The organism is Shewanella chilikensis (assembly GCF_037953065.1).
Classification (GTDB): Bacteria; Pseudomonadota; Gammaproteobacteria; order Enterobacterales; family Shewanellaceae; genus Shewanella; species Shewanella chilikensis.
In genome coordinates this window covers 3214745-3236446 of the sequence record NZ_CP149966.1, presented here as the reverse complement: position 1 = coordinate 3236446, position 21702 = coordinate 3214745, and the positions used below count along the sequence as shown (strand labels likewise).

Here is a 21702-nt window from a genome sequence, read left to right as displayed (position 1 = left end):
AAAGAAAGAAAATTAAGAGAGAAATGAAACTAAGTGACATAAAAGCTGTTTTTATGACACATATGCGGATAACACCTTTCCTTCCATGGTGGTTAGGGGTCCCACGGTCACCATATTATCCCTTAACAAGGGGAGGGCTATTAGTCGAAAGCATGGAATTTTCTCGACAAAGTCCCGTATTTATATTGGGTAATCGAACCTTTCCGTGGTAGACCGATCCTTTAAGTACCACATAAGTGGTAGCTAAACAAGTAATTTATGCCAGAGGTTCATGCTCTCTATCTGGCCGCCTATTTGGGTATTAAGGTGCAGACGGCCGCCATAGCGGTAATCTGCCGCGGCAAAGGTACGGTTCATACCAACGGAAACGGCTCTGGCTATGGTATAGGCGGTTCGGTAGCCCTGGTGGAGTATTGCTTGTTCCATATGTGCCAGCAAGGCTCTGGCGCAGCCCTGTCCGCGAGCCTGTGGCAGAGTGGCGAAATCTGTCATCTCTGCACTGAGACTCTTGGGATCCTTTTCGGCAGAAGCCAGGGCTATCAGTCGCCCTTGCTGGCGGATCCCAAAGTAGTCGACATCACTGGCCATGCTCTGCCGCAAAAATTCCGGATCTTCAATGGGGAAGGGGTAGCTGGGAAACACCTCGGCATAGAGCCTGGCCATCTGCGGCAGGTCCTCTTCGCGGCAGCGACTGACCTCGGCCGCTGAATGGAATTCAGGCTTGATATTCGCCCTGGCGCGCTCCAGCAGGGTATCCAACTCCGGCATGTTGCGAAATTGTCTGGTTTTGTCCTGGTAGCGGGCGAGAAATACGGCGTCCTGGCCTTGATAAAAATTGGGGATCCTGGCCTCTTCGCTGAAACCATATGCCAGAAACAGGCCGGCCTTGTGCTCAGGTAGCTTGGCGATGATCTTGCCGTAGCCATGTTGCAGCGCCAGAGCATTCAGCGCATCCAATAAAGGACCGGGGGAGGCATTACCAAGGGAGATCAGATAGATGCGATCATTGGCCGGGCCATGCTGGATGTGGGCACCGAGTAAGTTGAGTTGCTGATCAAATTGAGCTCGGGTCATGAGTGTTAACTGTCCTGATGTGAGGTGAGCCTGGGCTTGGGAGCTGGTTGGTGAATGACATTGACCAGTAGCAACAATCCGGCGGAGACCAAAATGCCATAGATACTGGGATCCAGACCGAGTTTTGCCAAGCCATCCGGCAGCTTGAGCAACTCTGTCAGTAGCGCCAACGCCGTGAGGCCGCCCCCTAACATGGCGCAAAGTGCCGCAGTGGAGCTGACTCTGGACCAAAACAGCGCCGCCAGAGTTGGGACAAACAGCCCGGAAACCATAAAGGCATAAGCATAGAGAATGGCATCCAATACCTGCCTGGCCTGACTGGCGAGGTAGATGGCTGCCAGCCCCAGCAATAGAGTGGCAATCATCGACAGTCTCAGGGTGTTGTTCCCTCTGGGATCCAGCCCGAGCAGATCTTGGGTCAGGTTGCCGGATGCCGCCATCAGGCAACTGTCGGCGGTGGACATGATGGCGGAAAAGTATGCCGCGATAATCAGCCCGGTAAAGCCCATTGGCAAGAGATCGCGGATCATCGCCGGCACCGCCATTTCACTGTCCATATGTGGCAACATGACTCTGGCGCACATCCCCAATAAAACCCCGGATATCGCCATCAGGGGATACTCAAGCACCCCGGCCAGATACCAGGCGCGCTTGGCGGTGGCGCTATCTTTACAGGCAAACATTCGCTGATAGAGAGTCATGGCAATTAGCCACACAGGTGTGATGGTGAGTAGCCAATTGATGGCCGTGATGGGATCTATAGCGGTCAGTGACATGTGGGACGGCGGCAGATTGCGGCTCAGCCCCTGCCAGCCACCGACCTCCACCAGGGCGTAGGGCAGGGTAAAGCCAATCAAGCCCAGCAATAAAATGAGCCACTGTACGCTGTCGGTATAGATAACCGCCTTGAGCCCCCCAAATACAGTGTAAAGTATGGTGGTTCCGCCTATGACCCAGAGTGCCAACTGCAGCGGCGGCAAGGCATCGAAGCCCTTGGGCAAAAGGGTCGCGGCCGCCAGTTTGGCACCGGCGAGGATCTGCGCGCCGGTAAACCCCAGATACCCGATACAGGAGATCAAGGCGGCCAACATGGCGACTCTGGCCCCGAATCTGTGCTTGAGCAGATCCGGATAGGTATAAAAGCGCTCGCCCTGCTCCAGACGTTTGACCCTGGGAATAACAAACACAGCCGATAACCAGGCCCCCAGCAAACCGGTAAACAGCAGCCAGCTGCCCGCCAGCCCCATACTGAAGCCGAGACCGGCAAGACCTATGGAAAATCCGCCGCCCACATCCGTGGCGGCAATGGAAAAGCCTACGTGCCTGGCTTTGATATTACGGCCACCGAGATAGTAGTCATCACCGTCACTGTGGCGTTTGAAATGGAAGTAACCAAACCCAAGTAAACCTACGAGGTACGCCAGGAAAATCCCATAATCCAAAGGGTGCATGGATCACTCCTGTAGCAGGAATGATACGTCGGCACTGCGCCCCTCAAAGTTGGTGGCTATCAGGCGCTCGCCTTCCGAGCCAGTTTGCCTGCTGACATATTCCGGCTGCACCGGCATTTTGCCCAGGCCGCCGACGCCATCGACGATAAAGGTGGGAATAGCCGGGCCGGATACCCAGCCGCGGATGCCGTGATAGATTTCCAGCATTCGCTGATAACTGACCTGAAACTTGCTGTTACCCGGCGCCGGATCCATGGCATAGACGTAATAGGGACGTATGCCTATGGATACCAACTCCATCACCAGTTCCTGCATAGTATCTATGCTGTCGTTGACGCCTTTGATCAGTACGCTCTGGTTGCCGAGCATGATGCCGGTTTCCCTGAGCATAGTGATATGTTTGCTGAATAAAGGGGTGATTTCTCTGGGATGGTTTACTTGGGTGTTGATCAGTGTGACTCGGTTACGCTTCAGTACCCGGCACAACTCGGGCGTGACCCGGGTAGGAAGCTGCGCCAATAAACGGCTGCCGATACGCAGTATTTTCAGATCCGGTCTGGCCTCTCGGATCATAGACAGAATTTCATCCAGTTTGTCATCTGTGAGCAGCAAAGGATCGCCGCCCGACAGGAGCACGTCCTGCACCTCTGTATGTTGGCGCAGATACTCCACCGAGCGACGTATTCTGTCCATGGAGATCACGTTGAGCGGATCGGACACCATGCGTTTGCGGGTGCAGTGGCGGCAATAGGAGCCGCAGATGTTGTGTACCAGGAACAACACCCGGTTGGGATACCTGTGCACTATCGAGGTGCCTTCGGGCATCATGTCATCTTCCGCCAATTGATCGCCCATTTCATGGGGGGCGACCTCCAACTCATCCTGTTCTGGAACATACTGCAACCGAATTGGGCATTTGGGATCATCTTTGTCCATCAGCTGGGCTATATAAGGGGTGATCCTGGCGGCAATCACTTCATAAACTTGGTCATCAACCGCGCGAATATTGTTGAATACCTGGGATAGTTGCTTGTCATTCTTAAAGCTCAGCGACAAGGTTTCCCGCCAGGAGCGATTGGCAACATCAAACTGCATCAGCGCCTGATGGCTGGAAAATGGCCGCTTCTCTGTGATGACTTTCAGTGGAATAGGATTTTCTTCGCTCTTGTACTTCAGGCTGGTGGCCGACATGGGGATAGTCCTTTTCTGATAATTAATACTCAATAATTAATTTGAGCCCTAATCGTTAGTTGTCTAATGATTGCATTATGAGGTTTTCGTATCAACAAAAGATGAATGATTTGTTGATCTAAAGTTGCATTTGTCGGCGCAGACACTTTGGGAAATTCAGCTATTAAGTTGATGGGCTATGAGTTTGCCGGGCTTTTCTGATAAGCTGGCGCCTTTCGGCTAGCTGTGATTTCAGTAGCCCTTTTCGAACCAGTGTGAGTAGGAAGTATTCATGGAAAAGTATGAGCAGTTATTAATCTCGCTGCGCAAAGTGATCCGCGCCATCGACCTGCATTCCAGGCAACTGAGTAAGCACTCGGGCCTCACCGGACCGCAGCTTATGGTGATGCAGAAAATCGCTTCCATGGGATCGCCGCTCGCCAAACAGGTGGCGACCGAGATCAATCTGAGTCCTGCCACAGTCACCACTATCATCGACCGTCTTGAAGCCAAGGGCTTGGTTATACGTCAGCGCAGCCAAACCGATAAGCGCAAGGTACACCTGTTGCTGAGTGAGTCCGGTGCTGCCTTGCTGGCACAGGCGCCCAAACCGCTGCAGGAGCACTTTATCAAGCGCTATCAGGCGCTGGAGGCCTGGGAGCAGAGCCAGCTCTTGTCGGCTGTGGAGCGGATTGCCACCATGATGGATGCCGAAGAGCTGGATGCCGCCCCCATGCTGCTGGTGGGACAAATTCAGCCGAGCGATGAGCCGGAAACTGTGACCCCAAAGCAAACCAAGAGCTGAGTTTTCCTCTTTACAAGCGGGTCGCTGTCAGCGACCCCAAGATTGATTTCTGTCTGAACCCCGTTTTCAACCCCTGGTTGCCAATCCCGGCTTTTGTCGGCGATGTCTTGCACTCAATTGGTGAAAGATTGCACAGTCTTGAGTCATTGGTGCAACTCATTTACTTTTGATGCCTTTTGCGAGACGCTCGCCAAGCATCAGGGCGAATTTTCACAAGCTACTGAATTAAAATATTAAATACTTGTCACTTGGCTGACACACCTCTGTCTTATTGCTGTTATTTTGCCCTGGCATGCTATCTGCTCACAGGGAACTTAAGGTGATTGGCGTGGAGTGCTGAGATGGGACTGGAGAAGTTGCTGTATCTGCAAGGGATAGGGGACGGCTTCAGCGACAGCTATGGGCGTTTTTGCCCTACATCGGCCGGCACACGCAAACAGATCCTCAGCGCCATGTGTGGCCCTATACCCGAAGAGGCGAGCGAGCTCTGGATTGAGCGGCGGATCTATCAGCTCGATGCCGAGCCCTGGCAGCAGCTGTTGCCTTCATTTCAGTGGTGCTATCTCGACAGTCTCGGTCTGAGGTTCAGACTCGAGGCGCAGTCTTTGCCATCCAAGGCGCTGCAGCTGACGCTGACGAGTGAACTGGGTGAGGAGTTTGTTGTCAGCTTTTCAGCGGCAGACTGCCCGGTGCGCGGCGATTATCGTATCGGTGAGCGCTGCTATCTTGAGCTCGAACTTAAACTGGACGAGGTTTCCGGCAACTGTGGCATCGCCGCAGGACTTGGCTACCACAGGGTGTCTTTATCTATCATCGAGCCTGATGGCGAGGAGAAGCTGCTTGCTATGGGCACCTTGATGGTGGCGCCAAGGCAGGCCTTTCAAGGCGTACTGCAAAAAAACAGGGCGCGGCAAACCGAGCCTCACCGCAGGCCCTGGGGCGTCAGCGTGCAGTTGTTTTCGCTCTGGCAGGAGGATACTCCTGGGCCTGAGGCAATGGGCGACTTTGGAGCCTTACTGAAGCTGATAACCCAACTGGCCCCCAAGGGGCTGGACTTTATTCTGCTCAACCCCCTGCATGCGCTGGCGCTCACTGAGGATGCCTCCCCAAGTCCCTACAGCCCAATAGACAGACGCCGCCTGCACCCCTTGTATATCTCGCCGCCGCTCTGCGCCGAAGGGATGGCATCAATCCGTGATGCTGAATCTTTTGCCGAGCAAACGGCCTTCAGCCCTTGGCTGGACTATGCCGCTGTCAGCCGTGATAAGTGTGCCCGCCTCAAAGCAATGTGGCAGCGTTTCAACGCTTTGCCCAAGGATGCTCCCAGGCGCCTGGGCTACGACGGCTTTGTGAGTCGGGAGGGACTGGCGTTGCAGCACTATGCCCGGGATCAGGCGAGTTTCGCCACAGGGGATTGGCCCACAGATGCCAACTTTTATCTCTATCTGCAGTTTGTTGCCGAAGAGCAGTTGGCCTTGTGTCAATCCCGCGCCATAGAAGCCGGCATGAGTATCGGCCTTATCCGGGATCTGGCTGTCGGCACAGTTGGCAGCGGCACTGAGGTGAGTCAGCATCAGAGTCAGTTTTGCCAAGGTGCCAGCATAGGGGCGCCGCCGGATGCCTTTGCGCCCCAGGGGCAGAACTGGGGGCTGACGCCTCTGGATCCCGTCGGTCTCAAGCAGGCAGATTTTAGTCACTTTATTGAGTTGCTGCGCACCAACATGCGCCACTGTGGTGCCATTCGGATAGATCACGTGATGTCGCTGTTTCGTCTCTGGTGGTGGCCGGTCGGCGCCGAAAACCAGATTGAAACTGCAGTCGAAACTGAGTCTGGCGAGCCTGAAGGCGCCTATGTCTATTACCCCTTCGATACCCTGCGGGCGATTTTATTGCTGGAGAGCCAGCGTGCCCGCTGCCTGGTGATTGGCGAAGACCTTGGGCTGGTGCCGCCGCAAATCGTAGCGCCGCTTAAGCTTGGCGGGTTGTACTCCAATGAGCTGTTCTATTTTTGCCGTGAGCAGCAGGATTTCCCTGACTTTGGTGGATTTCGGCCGCCAAATGACTACAAGCCAAACGCCATCATGATGCTGAGCAACCATGATGTAGCGCCGCTCAAAGCCTGGTTGGAAGAAGAAGATCTCAGGCTCAGGCGGGAACTTGGCCTGCTGGGCGCTGAACAATACGCAAGGGAAAGCGAAGACCGCCGCAGGGATATTCAGGCTCTTGAAGTTTGGCTGTCGCAATTTTATCCCTTTGAAAACAAGTTAAAAGTTTCACTTGAGCCGAACTCTGTCACCTATACCCACAACTTGATCCATAACCTCGCCGTCACAGTCGCCTCGGGGCGCAGTGCGCTTTTCAGCCTGCCGCTGACAGATCTGCTCGGCGATAAGGTGGCGGTCAATATCCCGGGCACCAGCGCTGAGTATCCCAACTGGCGCCGACGTTATTCGTTGGCCGTGGAAAGGCTCAATGATTCCGAACTGCTGCAAAACCTGCTCAGGGATATCCGCCGGGTGCGCGAGCAAAGTTGCAGCGCTGAACCGGAGCGGCTTCGAGCTCAATCAACAGGAGATGCAGATGAAACAGCAAATCGTCGCCAATGAACCCGCGCCGCACTTTAGTGAGCCAATGCAGGAAAGCCTGGTCCCGGAACTGGACTTTGCCGCTGCCTGCGCCTTGGCCGAAGGGCGCCATGGCGATCCCTTCGCCTGGCTCGGAATGCATCTGGTTGAGCAAAATGGCCGCAGCCGCTTGCTACTGCGCGCCGTGCTGCCCGGCGCCGCCGCCGTCGAGGTGCTGGACGCGAAAACCGGCCGTAAGGTGGCCGAGCTTAACCCTGTCGTTGGCGCCGAGCCCCTGTTCAGTGGCTTTATGGGGCGCAGGGTCAAACCCTTCAACTATAGGCTCCGCATCAGCTATCCCCAGGCGGAGCTGGTGCTGGACGACCCTTACCGCTTTGATGCTTCGCTCGATGAACAGGCATGCTTTCTCTTCAATGAAGGCTGTCTGCTGAAAGGCTGGCAGTTGCTCGGTGCCAATTGGCTGGAGTGCCAAGGCGTAAAAGGTGTACGTTTTTGTGTTTGGGCTCCCAATGCCAAAAGTGTGTCTTTGCTGGGGGATTTTAATCATTGGGACAGACGCCGCCACAGTATGCGCCGCCACCCGGCCTCAGGTCTTTGGGAGCTGTTTTTGCCGCAAGTCCAGGGCGGTGAGCACTATAAATTTTTGCTGCAAACCCAGGATGGCAGCTGGCTGGAAAAGGCCGACCCCTGCGCCAGACAGATGCAAGGTGCGCCCCACAACGCCTCGATAGTGCCGATGGCGGACAGTGATTGGCAATGGCAGGACAGTGATTGGATGGCCGCCAGGGCGCAAAGCGCCTGGCACCGACAGGCGGTCAGTATCTATGAGCTGCATCTGGGGTCCTGGCGGCGTAACGGCGAAGGCGGTTTTCTCAGCTACGCAGAGGTGGCCGAACTCTTGGTGCCTTACCTGCAATCTCACGGCTTTACCCATGTGGAATTTATGCCGCTGAGTGAATACCCCTTCGACGGTTCCTGGGGCTATCAACCCGTGGGGCTGTATGCTCCCAGTCACAGGTTTGGCGATCCCGAGGGGCTTAAACTGCTGGTGGATGCCTGCCACAGGGCGGGTATCGGTGTGCTGCTCGACTGGGTGGCGGCGCACTTTCCTTCCGATCCCCACGGCCTGGCGCATTTTGATGGCACTTGCCTGTATGAGCATGAAGATCCCCGCCGTGGCCGCCATCCCGACTGGGACACCTTGATCTACAACTATGGCCGCAAAGAGGTGCAGAGTTTTCTGCTCAGCAATGCCTGCTATTGGCTGGAGGAGTTTCACTTCGATGGCCTGCGCCTCGATGCCGTGTCTTCCATGCTCTATCTGGATTACAGCCGCGAAGAGGGCCAGTGGCAGGCCAACGAATATGGCGGCCGTGAGAATTTGGAAGCGATAGCCTTTTTGCAGCAGCTCAATACGCGTCTCTACCATGAGTACCCGGGGATCATCATGATTGCCGAAGAGTCCACCGCCTGGGATGGCGTCAGCCGGGATGTCGCTGCCGGCGGCCTGGGGTTCGGCTTTAAATGGAATATGGGCTGGATGCACGACACCTTGGATTATCTCACCAAGGAGCCGGTACATCGCAGCTATCACCACGGGCAACTGACTTTTTCCCTCATCTATGCCTATACCGAGCAGTTTATTTTGTCGCTGAGTCACGACGAAGTGGTGCATGGCAAGCGCGCCTTGTTGGAGAAGATCCCCGGCGATGACTGGCAGAAGTTTGCCACGCTGCGGGCTTTTTACGGTTTTATGTGGGCTCATCCGGGGAAAAAGCTGCTGTTTATGGGCGGCGAGTTTGGCCAGCGGCGCGAATGGCAACATGATTTCAGCCTCGACTGGCACCTGCTGCAGTATCCGTCTCATCAGGGGCTCAGCGATTGGGTGCGGGACCTTAACCTCTGTTACCGCCGGCAGCCGTCATTGTGGCAGTGTGACGGCGAGCCGCAAGGGTTTCGCTGGCTCGACTGCAACGACAGTCAGCACAGCCTGCTGGCGTTTACGCGTATCGATTCCGACGGCAACATGGTGCTGGTTATCTGTAACTTTACCCCTTGTGTCAGGGAAGGCTATCGACTGGGATTGCCAGAGCCCGGACGTTACCGCGAGCTGCTCAACAGCGACAGCGCATTCTACGGCGGCAGTAATCAAGGCAACGCCGGAGGCATCGAAGCCGAGGAGATCCCCTGGCAGGGCATGCCATACAGCGCGCTGATCCGGGTGCCGCCACTGGCGAGCGTCTATTTCGCCTTGGAGCGTGGCTGATGCAGATGCTTGCAGGCAAACCCTGGCCTCTGGGCTCAACTCTGGTACATGAAGCCAATGGCGAGCCGGAAGGGGTAAATTTTGCGCTGTTTTCGGCTCATGCAACCCGGGTAGAGCTGTGCCTGTTTGAATTCAAAAATGGCCAATGGCGTGAGTCGGGCCGTTTCGAGCTTATGCCGTCCTCGCAACAGGTGTTCCATGGTTTGCTGCAGGGGGCCGGTGAAGGACTTTGCTATGGCTATCGGGTGCATGGCCCTTATCAGCCTCAGGAAGGGCACAGATTCAATCCGGCCAAGCTGCTGCTGGACCCTTACGCCAGAGCCTTTTGTGGTCGCTGGCAGTATGGGCCCTGGCAACTTGGCTATGCCAGAGTCGATGAGCAGGGCCGGCCATTGGCCGCTGTGTGCCATCCGGGGGATGCTGAACCCCCAGTACCAGGGGCCCAGAAGCGGGAGTCCGGCAGTGCCGGTATAGGGGATGACTTATGGGCCGATCCCTGTGACAACGCCTGGGCCATGCCCAAATGCCAAGTGGTAGCCGATACCCGCTTTACCGGTAAGCGCTTACCGGGCGGCCAATGGCGTAATGAAGTGATCTACGAGATGCACCTCAAGGGCTTCACCGCCGCCATGGCAGGGATCCCCCCTGAGCTTCGCGGCACCTTTGCCGGTTTGGCGCACCCGGTGGCGATAGCTTATCTCAAGTCGCTCGGGATCACCTGTGTCGAACTGCTGCCGGTGCACGCCTTTCTGTCCGAGCCTTTCCTGCTGGAGAGTGGTCGCAGTAACTACTGGGGTTATAACAGCATAGGTTTCTTCGCTCCCCATGGGGCATATTCGGCCTCTGACGATGCCATTGGCGAATTCAAGCAGATGGTCTCTGCCCTGCATGATGCCGGTATCAAACTCGTGCTGGATGTGGTCTTCAACCACAGCGCCGAGGGTAACCGCCAGGGGCCGACCGTCAGTTTTCGCGGCTTGGATAACGTCAGCTACTACCGTTTGCATCCGGCAGATAAGCGTTTTTATATCAATGACTCTGGCTGTGGCAACTGCCTGGATATCAGTCATCCAAGAGTGGTACAGCTGCTGATGGACTCGCTGCGTTACTGGGTCGATATCATGGGGGTGGATGGCTTTCGTTTCGATCTGGCTACCAGCCTTGGCCGTGAGATGCAGGGATTCAGCAATCGCGCCGGATTGTTCGATGCCTTGCTGCAAGACCCTGAACTGCAGCAATGTGTGCTGATAGCCGAGCCCTGGGACATAGGCCCGGGCGGTTATCAGTTGGGGCAATTTCCCAATCGTTTTGCCGAATGGAACGACAGATATCGCGATACTCTGCGGCGTTTCTGGCGTGGTGACGCCGGGCTCTTGCCCGAGCTTGCCAGGCGCCTTTCCGGCTCCGGCGATCTGTTTGAACACTCGGGGCGCGGCCCGCAAAGTTCAATCAACTTTATCTGCAGCCATGATGGTTTCACCCTGAGGGACCTGGTGAGCTATCGCGAGCGGCACAATCAGGCCAACGGCGAAAACAACCGCGATGGTCACCATGAAAACTTCAGTGCCAACCATGGCGTGGAAGGCGAGAGCAAAGATGCCGCCATACTGGCCTTGAGGGCGCGTCAGAGCCGTAATCTGCTGGCGAGTTTACTGCTCTCCCAGGGCACGCCCATGTTACTGGCCGGCGATGAGTTCGGTAACTCCCAGAGCGGTAACAACAACGCCTATTGTCAGGACAACCCATTGGGCTGGCTCGATTGGCACAGGGAAGATACTGCGCTTGGCGCCTTTGTTCGCCGGCTTATCCATATTCGCCGGGATTGCGGCTTTTATGACAGCGATGACTATGTTCACACCGATGCCCTCCAGGCTCCCAGAGCCCTGGCTTGGTTTGCTGCCTCCGGCGAGGCCATGACCCCCGGCCATTGGGGCGAAGTCCAGTGCCGCAGCTTGCAGTTGATGCAGAGCCGTCAGCTCAATAGGAGCCTTCAGCGGGCAGAGAGCCTTCAGCTGAATAAGAGCCTTCAGCTGAATAAGAGCCATCAGCTGAGCGAGAGCCATCAGCTCAATAAGAGCCGTCAGTTAGATATTAGCCCTCAAGGAGAAAACAAACTTCAGACCGAAGCTCTGCTGATCCTGCTGCATGCCGGTGACAGCAACAGCCAGTTTTGTCTGCCATCTCCGCCGCCTGGAGCCGGTGAGCAGTGGCAATTGCTGCTTTCCAGCGAAGCCGGACGGGATGAACAGCAATCCTGCTATCCCACAGCTTCATCTTTCGCCGTTGCCGCCAGCAGTTTTCAGCTGCTGGCCGCAGGTGACCGTTATCTGTCGTCCTCAGCCAAAGGAGCCAGCCATGACTGATACTTCAAGGAATAGAGTCAAGAGCCGCAGTAAGAGCCAATCGACAACAGCATCAAAAGCATCAAAAGCCGCATCGCCAATAGCGCCCGCTAGTCAACAAGCCCCAGGCCATCTGGTGCACCAAGACTGCGAGCCCTGTGATTCACTGCCGGCGGCCTTTGCCAGACAGCTGAGATACGATCTTAACCGCAATGAGCGCAGGCCACAGGAGCTCTATCAGGCGTTGGCCCTGAGTGTCAAAGAGCAGCTGTTGGACGATTGGTGCGCCAGTCGCAGCCAGGACGCTTTGTACCAACGCAAACAGGTGGCTTATTTGTCGCTGGAGTTTTTGATGGGCCGAAGCCTGGGCAACGCCTTGCTCAATCTGGACCTGACCGACGAGTGCCGGGAGATGCTGCAAGGCTATGCGGTAGCGCTTGAAACCCTGCAACAGCAAGAGCATGACGCAGGTCTGGGAAATGGCGGTCTCGGGCGGCTGGCGGCTTGCTTTATGGACAGTTGCGCCAGTCTCGGACTGGCGGTCACTGGCTATGGCATTCGTTATGAGTACGGCATGTTTGCTCAGCAGATAGTCGATGGTTACCAGCAGGAGCAGCCGGACCGCTGGCTCAGGGATGGCAACCCCTGGGAAGTGCGGGCTTCACAGCACAATGTGACAGTGCCTTTCTTCGGTCATGTGCAGAGTCATGTTGACCGCGATGGCCGTCGGCACAGAGCCTGGGTGGATACCCAGGATGTACTGGCGGTTGCCTATGATATGCCGGTGCCGGGTTATCGCAACGGCCGGGTCAACACCCTGAGGCTTTGGAAGGCCGAGGCCACAGATGAGTTTGACCTCGCTGAGTTCAACCAGGGGGATTACACCGAAGCCGTGGCGGCGAAGAATCTGGCCGAGCAGATCACCATGGTGTTGTACCCCAATGACAGCAGTGAAAACGGCAAAGAGTTGCGGCTGCGGCAGCAGTATTTCCTGTCCTCTGCCAGTTTGCAGGATCTGTTGACGACCTGGGTTGCTAACAAAGGCCTGGACTTTAGTGAGTTTGCCAAGTTTCATGTGCTGCAGCTCAATGATACCCATCCGGCGATTGCGGTTCCCGAGTTGATGCGCCTGCTTATCGACGAATATCAGCTGGAGTGGCAAGCCGCCTGGGACATAGTCAGCCACTGCATGGCCTACACCAACCATACCTTGTTGCCGGAGGCGCTGGAGCGCTGGCCGGTGCGTATGTTCGCCCAGATGCTGCCGCGTATTCTGGAGATCATTTATGAAATCAACGCCAGATACCTGGAGTTGGTGGCACATCACTGGCCCGGCGACGTGTCACGTCTGCGGCAGATGTCCATCATAGAAGAGGGGGATGAGCCCTATATCCGTATGGCTTATCTGGCAATAGTGGCCAGCTTTTCGGTCAATGGTGTGGCGGCGCTGCACTCAAGGCTGTTGACCACAGGGCTGTTTCGGGATTTTTACGAGCTCTGGCCGCATAAGTTCAACAACCGTACCAATGGCGTGACTCCCAGGCGCTGGCTGGCTCACTGTAATCCCCGTTTGGCCGCGCTCATCAGCAGCCGCCTGGGGCAGGATTGGCTGAGCGACCTAAGATGCCTGACTGCCCTCAACGCCTTTACCTCGGACAAGCCATTTATTACCGCCTGGCGCGAGGTGAAGCAGGCCAATAAACAGGCGCTGGCCGAGCTGGTGGCGCAGCGCTGCCAGGTGAACTTCGACCCCTCCATGATGTTTGATGTGCAGGTTAAGAGGATCCATGAATACAAGCGGCAACTGCTGAATATCATGCATGTGATCCATCTCTATCAGCGGATTGTCAGTGGCGATACCCGGGGGATGCAACCACGCTGCGTGCTTATTGGCGGCAAGGCGGCACCCGGTTATGCCATGGCGAAACTGGTGATCAAACTGGCCAACAATGTGGCTCATATGGTCAATGAGGATCCCAGAGTCAGTCCCTGGTTAAGGTTTGCCTTTTTGCCCGACTATAACGTCAGCGCCATGGAGGTGATCTGTCCGGGTACGGATTTGTCAGAGCAGATATCCACCGCCGGCAAGGAAGCCTCGGGCACAGGCAATATGAAGTTCATGATGAATGGCGCCCTGACCATAGGCACTCTGGATGGTGCCAATATCGAGATGCTCGAAGAGGTAGGTGAAGACAACTTCTTCCTGTTTGGCCTCAATGCCCTGGCGGTGGAGGAACTCAAGGCGCACTACTGCCCGGCGCAATATATAGCGTCTTCGGCGGCGCTCGGCGGCGTAATGACGCTGCTCAAAAGTGGTCATTTTAATCTGCTGGAGCCGGGGATCTTCGACCCCATCATAGCCGCCATTGAGTCGCCCCAAGATCCCTGGATGCTGGCGGCCGACTTTGAAACCTACCGTCTGGCCCAGCTGCAAGCCGCCAAGGCTTATCAGGACCCTCTGCGCTGGACCGCCATGAGTATTCGCAACACCGCGGTCAGTGGCCGCTTCTCCAGCGATGTCACCATAGCCGGTTATCGCGACCATATCTGGGGCGCGCAGTGAGCGCCTTTTTCTGTTAATTGGGAGCACGCTTTTATGCCGAATCCGAGTCCGCGTTATATCAGTAACCTTACCCGTGAAACCTATGCCCTGATCCTGGCCGGAGGCCGGGGTTCCCGTCTCCATGAGCTGACCGATTGGCGGGCCAAGCCGGCGCTCTATTTCGGCGGCAAGTTCAGGATTATCGACTTTCCGCTGTCCAACTGCATCAACTCGGGGATCCGCCGGGTAGGGGTGGTGACCCAGTACAAGTCTCATTCGCTTATCCGCCACGTGACCCGCGGCTGGGGGCATTTCAAAAAGGAGTTGGGGGAGTCGGTGGAGATATTGCCGGCATCTCAACGTTATTCGGACAACTGGTATCAGGGCACGGCCGATGCAGTGTTTCAGAACATAGACATCATACGTCACGAGTTGCCGCGCTATGTGATGGTGCTTTCGGGCGATCATATTTACCGCATGGATTACGCCGGTCTGCTGGCCGCTCATGCCGAGTCCGGCGCCGATATGACGGTTTCCTGTATGGAGGTGCCGGTGGCCGAAGCGGCCAACGCGTTTGGGGTGATGGAGGTGGACAGCAGCAACCGTATTCTGGGGTTTGAAGAGAAACCGGCCCAACCCAGGCCCTTGCCGGATAACCCCGAATCCTGCCTGGCATCTATGGGTAACTATGTGTTCAACACAGAGTTTCTGTTTGAGCAGCTGAAAAAAGATGCCCAGAATGCCGATTCCAACCGGGATTTCGGTAAGGACATTATTCCGGCCATCATAGAAAAGCACCGGGTTTATGCCTATCCATTTCGCAGCGCCTTTCCCAACGAGCAGGCCTACTGGCGCGATGTAGGAACTCTGGATTCTTTCTGGCAAGCCAATATGGAACTGCTGTCGCCGACGCCGGCGCTCAATCTCTATGATGCCAAATGGCCCATCTGGACCTATCAGGAACAACTGCCGCCGGCCAAGTTTGTATTTGACGATGATGACAGGCGCGGTATGGCGCTGGACTCAGTGGTTTCCAGCGGCTGCATTATCTCAGGTGCCACTGTGCGCCACTGCGTTCTCTTCAATGAGGTAAGGGTTTGTTCTTACTCAGAGGTGGAAGACTCAGTGATCCTGCCCGATGTGGTGGTGTTGCGTCATTGCCGCATTCGCAAGGCTATTATCGACCGGGGCTGCATTATCCCCGAGGGGATGGAGATAGGCTTCAACCATGACCACGACAGGGCCAAGGGCTTTCGGGTCTCGGAAAACGGTGTGGTGCTGGTGACCCGCGACATGTTGGGACTGCCTGTGGGGTACGAATAATGGTGGCGAAAGCAAAACTGCAGGTGTTGATGTTGGCAGCGGAAAACGCTGCCCTGGCCGGCGCCAAAGTCGGCGGTATGGCCGATGTGCTGGCCGAGTTACCTCCGGCGCTGCAAAGCCAAGGCGTGGCGGCGCATATCATAATGCCGGACTATGGCTTTTTGGCCAGGGAGCAGGGGGCCGATTTTCTGTGCCAGTTTGAATTTGCTTTCGGCGCAAACACCACCCGGGCGCGGCTGTATCGGATTGCTAATCCGGCGGTTCAGCCAGGCCCCCAGGGATTGTGGATCTATCTTCTGGCTCATGAAGGTTTTTGCAGCGTTAAGCGTGAAGTCTACAGCCTGGATGGCCCTGAGCGCCCCTTTGCCACAGATGCAGGCAAGTTCGCCCTTTTCGGCGCTGCAGTGGCGGCGGCGTTGAAACAGGAATTATTGCCGCTGCCGGACAGGTTTCACCTGCACGACTGGCACTGCGGCGGTTTTGCCATGTTAAGAGCACTGGATCCCGCCTATCGTGGCCTATCAAAAGTGCCCTGCATCCTCAGTATCCACAATCTGGCGATGCAGGGGGTACGGCCGCTTGCCGGCGAGGCATCTTCCCTGGCGGCCTGGTATCCCTGGCTGTTGGCCGAAGGGGGAAATCCCAAGCTGCAATTGGCGCTGGATACCCGCTACCCCGGATGTATCAATCCGCTGCGGGCGGCGATTCAGTTCAGTGATGTTATCCATCTGGTCTCGGCGACTTATGCCAAGGAAGTGCTGTGTCCGTCACAGCCAGAGCTGGGTTTCTTTGGCGGCGAAGGATTGGAGGCTGACCTGCAGGATAAAGCCAAGCTTGGCCAGCTGTTCGGCATTCTCAACGGTTGTGACTATCAAAAAGGATTACCGCTCGCTACCGGCAAACGGCAGCAACTCAAGTTGCAACTGCCCAAAATAGCCACAGAGGCATTATTGAGTAAACTCGGGCGCAGCGATGCAGTGACGCCGGCAGATATGATTGCTCAAATCCGCTTGGGGCAGATATCTGAGTCACCGGGAATGCTGCTGACCTCGGTTGGCAGGCTCACTGAACAGAAGTTGCTCTTGCTGTGTCATCCCTGGCAGGGCAAGACAGTGCTGGAAGAGCTGTTGCTAAGGCTGGCGCAGTTCAGCGACAGCGCCTGTTTTTGGCTGCTCGGCAGCGGCGATGAGCAGATAGCGGCACTCTTTGGTCGCATCGCCGCGAGCAACAGCAATTTTCGCTTTATCAATGGTTATCACCAGGAGCTGGCCGATGCCCTCTATCAATGCGGCGATCTGTTTGTGATGCCAAGCTCCTTCGAGCCTTGCGGTATCAGCCAGATGTTGGCTTTGAGAGCAGGCCAACCCTGTTTGGTGCATGCCACCGGCGGGCTGGCCGATACCATCAGCGACGGTGATAATGGCTTGGTATTCGCAGGAACCGGGCTGGATGAGCAGGCCAAGGCGCTACTCGACGCCCTGTCCCGGGCCTTGGAGCTCTATTCCACTGCCAACTGGAATGTCCTTAGAAAAAGGGCCTCCGCCAGCCGCTTTTCATGGCAAGACAGTGCCCAGCTTTATTTGGAGTTGTTATATAACGCCTAAAGTTTCAGCAGCAATGAATGCTGCGCCGAGGTGAGTGCATAAATTAGTCAGGTTTCCAAAGGTGCTCTGCTACACTAGACCTGTAGATTTCTTCTTTGTTATTCACAGGCTTGGGAATAGATGGAACAGAGCATTTTCCTTCCTTTGGCACAAAATGCCGCTTTTCTGCTGGCGTTGGTATTTATGTATGATGCTATTCCCAGACAACAACAACGGGACTACTTCCTGCTGTGGCGCTTGTTAATAGGCGTCATTATCGGTGGTATCTGTATTGCTTTGATGCTCACTCCCTGGAACTATGAACCGGGAATTTTCTTCGATAGTCGCTCTGTACTTTTAAGTATTTCAGGCCTGTTCTTCGGCGGTTTGCCGACCTTGATAGCATGCAGTATTGCAGCCGCTTTTCGTATTTATCAGGGGGGCGGTGAAGGTGTTTTGATCGGCGTGGGAGTGATTCTCTCCAGTGGTTTGCTTGGCCTGTTGTGGCGCAGGCGACGCAAGCAGTCCCTCGCCGATATCGGCTATTGGGAATTAGCCGGTTTTTCCCTGTTGGTACACCTGTTGATGTTGGCCTGGATGTTGCTGCTGCCCTGGGACACCGCCAAGGGAGTGCTGGCAAGTATCAGTTTGCCTGTGCTGACTTTGTTCCCACTCACCAATGTGTTGTTGGGGCGCTTGCTGTCGCGGCGGCTGGAATTTGAGCGTGACAACCGCATTCGACTGCAGGATGACTTTCTGTTTCGCTCCCAGTTCAATATTGGCAATATTGGGATTTCGATTACTGCGCCGGATCAGCATTGGCTTAAGATAAACCCCCATATGAGCAAGATGTTGGGTTATACAGAGCAGGAACTGATGCAGTTGACTTGGTCTGAAATGACCCATCCAGATGATCTGCCCGCCGATATGGCGCAATTCAGGCGGATGCTGGATGGTGAAATCGATGAATATGAGATGGAGAAACGTTTTATCACCAAGGCGGGTGATTATGTTTATACCCATATGACAGTGGCCTGCCAGCGCTATCATCAACAGGTGCAGTTGGTGATTGCCGGTTATATCGATATCACCTCGGCCAAGCTGGCTGAGCAGGCGAGTGCCGCCAGTCGCGAACAGTTGGAGCTGGTGCTGCAAAGTGGTCAGCTCGGTTTCTGGGATTGGGATCCCATCAAGGATACCGTAGTGCGCAACAAACGCAGTGCCGAGATCCTTGGTTGTTCGCTTGATAACCTCAATGATAACAAACGACTGTGGCTAGATGGTATCCATCCCAAAGACAGGGCCTGGGTGCTGCGTTCTTTGGATGAGCATCTGGCCGGAAAAACAAAGCAGCACCAGGTGCAATACCGGCTGATCCGCCCGGATGGTGAGTTGCGCTGGGTGCAGGACACCGGCAAGGTGGTCAGCCGTGATGAAAAAGGACGGCCGCTTAGGGTTTGCGGTGTACATGTGGATATTACCGAGCAAAAACAGCAGGAAGCTTCCCTTAAACTGGCTGCATCCGTCTATGAAAACTCCAGTGAGGCGATGAGTGTACTGGATGAAGTCGGCACCATAATAACGGTTAACTCGGCATTCAGCGCTATCACGGGATATCAAGCGGAGGATATTCTTGGCAGCAATATAGACATGCTCAAGTGTGATGATCATGAAGAAGTGTTTTATCGTGAACTAAGTCAGGCGTTCGAGCACAAGGGGCGTTGGCAGGGCGAAATGTGGCTGCGCTGCAGTGATGGCCGCAAGATAATGATCTGGCTCAGCATTAATACCATTCATAGCTCAGGCGATGCGCCGCTGAGAAGAGTGGCGCTGTTTTCCGACATTACCGACAAAAAGCAGAACGAGCGTCTCATCTGGCGTCAGGCCAACTATGATGCCCTTACTGGCCTGCCGAACCGGCGCATGTTCACCGAGCACCTGGGCAATGAAATTCGTAAGGCTGTTCGTCATCAACAAAGATTTGCGCTGCTGTTTCTGGATCTGGATTTTTTCAAGGAAGTTAACGATACCCTGGGCCATGATATGGGCGACCTGTTGCTGGTGGAAACCTCAGAGCGGCTGCAGGCCTGTGTCCGCGAATCCGACGTGGTGGCCAGACTCGGCGGCGATGAGTTCACCCTATTGCTCTCGGATGTGCAGGATCATAACGGAGTTGAGCGGGTAGCCAATCATATTCTCAGCAGTCTGGCCGAGCCTTTCAAGTTGGGCGATGAAACCGCCTTTATCAGCGCCAGTATCGGTATTACCCTGTATCCCGATGATGGACAGACAGTGGAGTTGTTACTTAAACATGCGGATCAGGCCATGTATGCCGCCAAAGATCAGGGCCGTAACCGTTTCAACTATTTCACCGCCTCAATGCAGGAATACGCCAGATACAGGATGCGGCTTATTCAGGATTTGCGTCAGGCATTGGAGCGGTGCGAATTCGAACTCAGGTTCCAACCCATAGTCGAGCTGGGCAGCGGGAAGGTGTTCAAGGCTGAAGCCTTGCTGCGCTGGAATCACAGTGAGCGCGGCAGTGTCTCGCCGGCTGAGTTTATTCCGGTGGCGGAAGACACAGGGCTTATCTTTGAAATCGGTAACTGGGTGTTTGAGCAGGCGGCGCGTCAGAGTGCCGCCTGGCGCAAGGCTTATGGCCGCGAGGTGCAGATCAGTATCAACAAGTCGCCAATCCAGTTTCGCGACGAGGGTAACCGTTTTGCCGAGTGGCTGGAGCTGTTGGCAAGCCTTGAGGTGTCCGGTTCCGGGATCTGTATCGAGATAACTGAGGGATTGTTGCTGGATGCCAAAATGGGGGTCAGTGATAAGCTATTGGCCTATAGGGATGCCGGCATTCAGGTGTCTCTGGATGACTTTGGCACCGGCTATTCCTCCTTGGCTTATCTGAAGCGGTTTGATATCGACTATCTCAAAATAGATCAATCATTTACACGTAATTTGGAAACAGATGAAAGCGATTTGACTCTCTGTGAAGCCATCATAGTAATGGCACACAAGTTGGGGATGAAGGTAATAGCCGAAGGGGTGGAGACAGTCGGTCAGGCCGAGATCTTGACTCGTATAGGCTGTGACTATGCTCAGGGGTATCTGTATTCCCAGCCATTGGACATCGAAGGTTTTGAACAAAAATATCTTGGCAAGCATCAGGTCATAGAGGGCGGAAATGTCAGCTGATTGCTTGCCTTTGCGTTATACTCGCCGACCTTTTTATGTTTCAGGTGTTGAAGATGCAGTTTTCTGAAACCCAGCTGCCGGGGCCGCTGCTCGAAGCCGTCGCCCAGTGTGGCTATCGTGAGCTGACGGCGGTGCAGCAGCAGGTGTTACCGGCGGCATTGGCCGGGCGGGATATTATGGCCTCGGCCCAGACAGGCACAGGCAAAACCGCGGCCTTTGGCTTGCCGCTGTTGGCCACCTTGATTGATGAGTGGCAGCAACAGGGGCTCACTGAGCCTGAGTATGGCGCCGCGCCGAGAGTGCTTATCCTGACACCAACCCGCGAGCTGGCGCAGCAGGTGGCGACTCAGCTGGGCAAATATGCCGCCCATACGCCATTTCGCATTTTGGCCATTTTCGGCGGCGCCAACTTCAACCCTCAACGCAAGGCGATAGCGGCCGGTATTGAAGTGCTGGTGGCGACGCCGGGGCGGCTGTTCGATCACCTTAGCCAAGAGCATCTCAGGCTGGATCAGGTTAAGGCCCTGGTGCTGGATGAGGCTGACCGCATGTTGGATCTGGGGTTTTTGCCGGATATTGAGCGCCTGGGGCGCTATCTGCCAGCCGGACATCAGACCATGTTGTTTTCGGCGACCTTTCCCGAGGCGGTTAAGCGCCTCGGGCACAAGCTGCTCGATAAGCCAGAATGGTTTGAAGTGGATAAAGAGAGCCGTACTCAGGCACAGATCCAGCAAAAGGTATATCCGGTGGACTATCGCCGTAAAGCCGAGTTGCTGGCTGAGCTTATTGGCCGCAACAACTGGCAACAGGTGTTGGCCTTTGTCAGTACCAAGGAGAGCGCCGAGCAGTTGCAACAAGAGCTGAAACTCGACGGCATCAAGAGCGCCTGTTTTCACGGCGACAAGACTCAGGGGGCCCGTAGCCGCGCTCTGGCGCAGTTCATCGATGGAGAGATTCGGGTATTGGTGGCAACCGATGTCGCGGCCCGAGGCCTGGATATTCCCGCTTTGCCAAGGGTTATCAACCTCGAGCTGCCATCCCAGGCTGATGACTATATTCATCGCATCGGCCGTACCGGCAGAGCCGGGCGCAGCGGCGAAGCTATCTCTTTGGTGAGCCCGGCTGAAGAGCAAAAACTGGCTGAAATAGAAGCCCTGCTCGGTTACAAGCTGCCAAGAGAAGTTCTGCCGGGTTACGAGAAGGGCGCGCCGTTGCCGGAGCGCTATTTACAGTCTATCGAGAAGCCCCGACCTGCCAAGACTCACAGAGGCCATAAACCCGGCCGCAAGGGTCCGCTTCCCAAAGGCCCAAGACGCAGATAATGCAATCTGCCCTGCTATACTCAATGCGTTGCCTTAATAAG

At 55.5% G+C, this 21702-nt stretch carries 12 protein-coding genes; 9 read left to right on the top strand and 3 right to left on the bottom strand.

Annotation, left to right across the window (positions count from 1 at the left end; translation table 11 throughout):
* Nucleotides 1–243: 243 nt before the first annotated feature.
* Genes ablB through WKR14_RS14605 form a run of 3 tightly spaced genes read right to left on the bottom strand, consistent with a single transcriptional unit; the run spans nt 244 to nt 3716 of the window.
* Entirely contained in the window at nt 244–1074 is an 831-nt protein-coding gene (ablB, locus tag WKR14_RS14615) for a putative beta-lysine N-acetyltransferase (RefSeq protein ID WP_248952699.1), read from the bottom strand.
* A 5-nt stretch (nt 1075–1079) separates the two neighbouring features.
* Nucleotides 1080–2525 (bottom strand): sodium:solute symporter family protein, encoded by a 1446-nt coding sequence (locus WKR14_RS14610; RefSeq protein ID WP_224866217.1) that lies wholly within the window; start codon nt 2523–2525, stop codon nt 1080–1082.
* Between the two features lie 3 nt (nt 2526–2528).
* Nucleotides 2529–3716, bottom strand: a complete 1188-nt coding sequence (locus WKR14_RS14605; RefSeq protein WP_224866216.1) for a KamA family radical SAM protein — start codon at nt 3714–3716, stop codon at nt 2529–2531.
* Nucleotides 3717–3987: 271 nt separating this feature from the next.
* Between WKR14_RS14605 and WKR14_RS14600 the strand changes: the two genes are divergently transcribed.
* The 9 genes from WKR14_RS14600 (at nt 3988) to WKR14_RS14560 (ending at nt 21661) form a co-directional block, all read left to right on the top strand.
* Nucleotides 3988–4500 (top strand): MarR family winged helix-turn-helix transcriptional regulator, encoded by a 513-nt coding sequence (locus tag WKR14_RS14600; RefSeq protein WP_339086642.1) that lies wholly within the window; start codon nt 3988–3990, stop codon nt 4498–4500.
* Nucleotides 4501–4841: 341 nt separating this feature from the next.
* The gene (malQ, locus tag WKR14_RS14595; RefSeq protein WP_226564471.1) at nt 4842–7106 is read left to right on the top strand and encodes a 4-alpha-glucanotransferase; all 2265 of its coding nucleotides are present in this window, start codon (nt 4842–4844) and stop codon (nt 7104–7106) included.
* Nucleotides 7107–7131: 25 nt separating this feature from the next.
* Nucleotides 7132–9351: a 1,4-alpha-glucan branching protein GlgB gene (gene glgB, locus WKR14_RS14590; protein WP_339087755.1), complete on the top strand. Its 2220-nt coding sequence runs from the start codon at nt 7132–7134 to the stop codon at nt 9349–9351.
* Nucleotides 9351–11714, top strand: a complete 2364-nt coding sequence (gene glgX / locus WKR14_RS14585) for a glycogen debranching protein GlgX (protein WP_339086638.1) — start codon at nt 9351–9353, stop codon at nt 11712–11714. The genes glgB and glgX overlap by 1 nt, the downstream gene beginning before the upstream one ends.
* The gene (locus tag WKR14_RS14580; RefSeq protein ID WP_339086636.1) at nt 11707–14256 is read left to right on the top strand and encodes a glycogen/starch/alpha-glucan phosphorylase; all 2550 of its coding nucleotides are present in this window, start codon (nt 11707–11709) and stop codon (nt 14254–14256) included. The genes glgX and WKR14_RS14580 overlap by 8 nt, the downstream gene beginning before the upstream one ends.
* A gap of 33 nt (nt 14257–14289) precedes the next feature.
* On the top strand, nt 14290–15558 hold the full coding sequence (gene glgC, locus WKR14_RS14575; RefSeq protein ID WP_025889422.1) for a glucose-1-phosphate adenylyltransferase: 1269 nt from the start codon (nt 14290–14292) through the stop codon (nt 15556–15558).
* A complete protein-coding gene (locus WKR14_RS14570) occupies nt 15558–17162 on the top strand; it encodes a glycogen synthase (protein WP_339086634.1) in 1605 nt (534 codons plus the stop codon). The genes glgC and WKR14_RS14570 overlap by 1 nt, the downstream gene beginning before the upstream one ends.
* 120 nt (nt 17163–17282) lie before the next feature.
* Complete coding sequence (locus tag WKR14_RS14565; RefSeq protein ID WP_339086632.1) at nt 17283–20339, top strand: EAL domain-containing protein; 3057 nt, start codon at nt 17283–17285, stop codon at nt 20337–20339.
* A gap of 53 nt (nt 20340–20392) precedes the next feature.
* Nucleotides 20393–21661: a DEAD/DEAH box helicase gene (locus WKR14_RS14560; protein WP_248952706.1), complete on the top strand. Its 1269-nt coding sequence runs from the start codon at nt 20393–20395 to the stop codon at nt 21659–21661.
* The last annotated feature ends 41 nt before the right edge of the window (nt 21662–21702 follow it).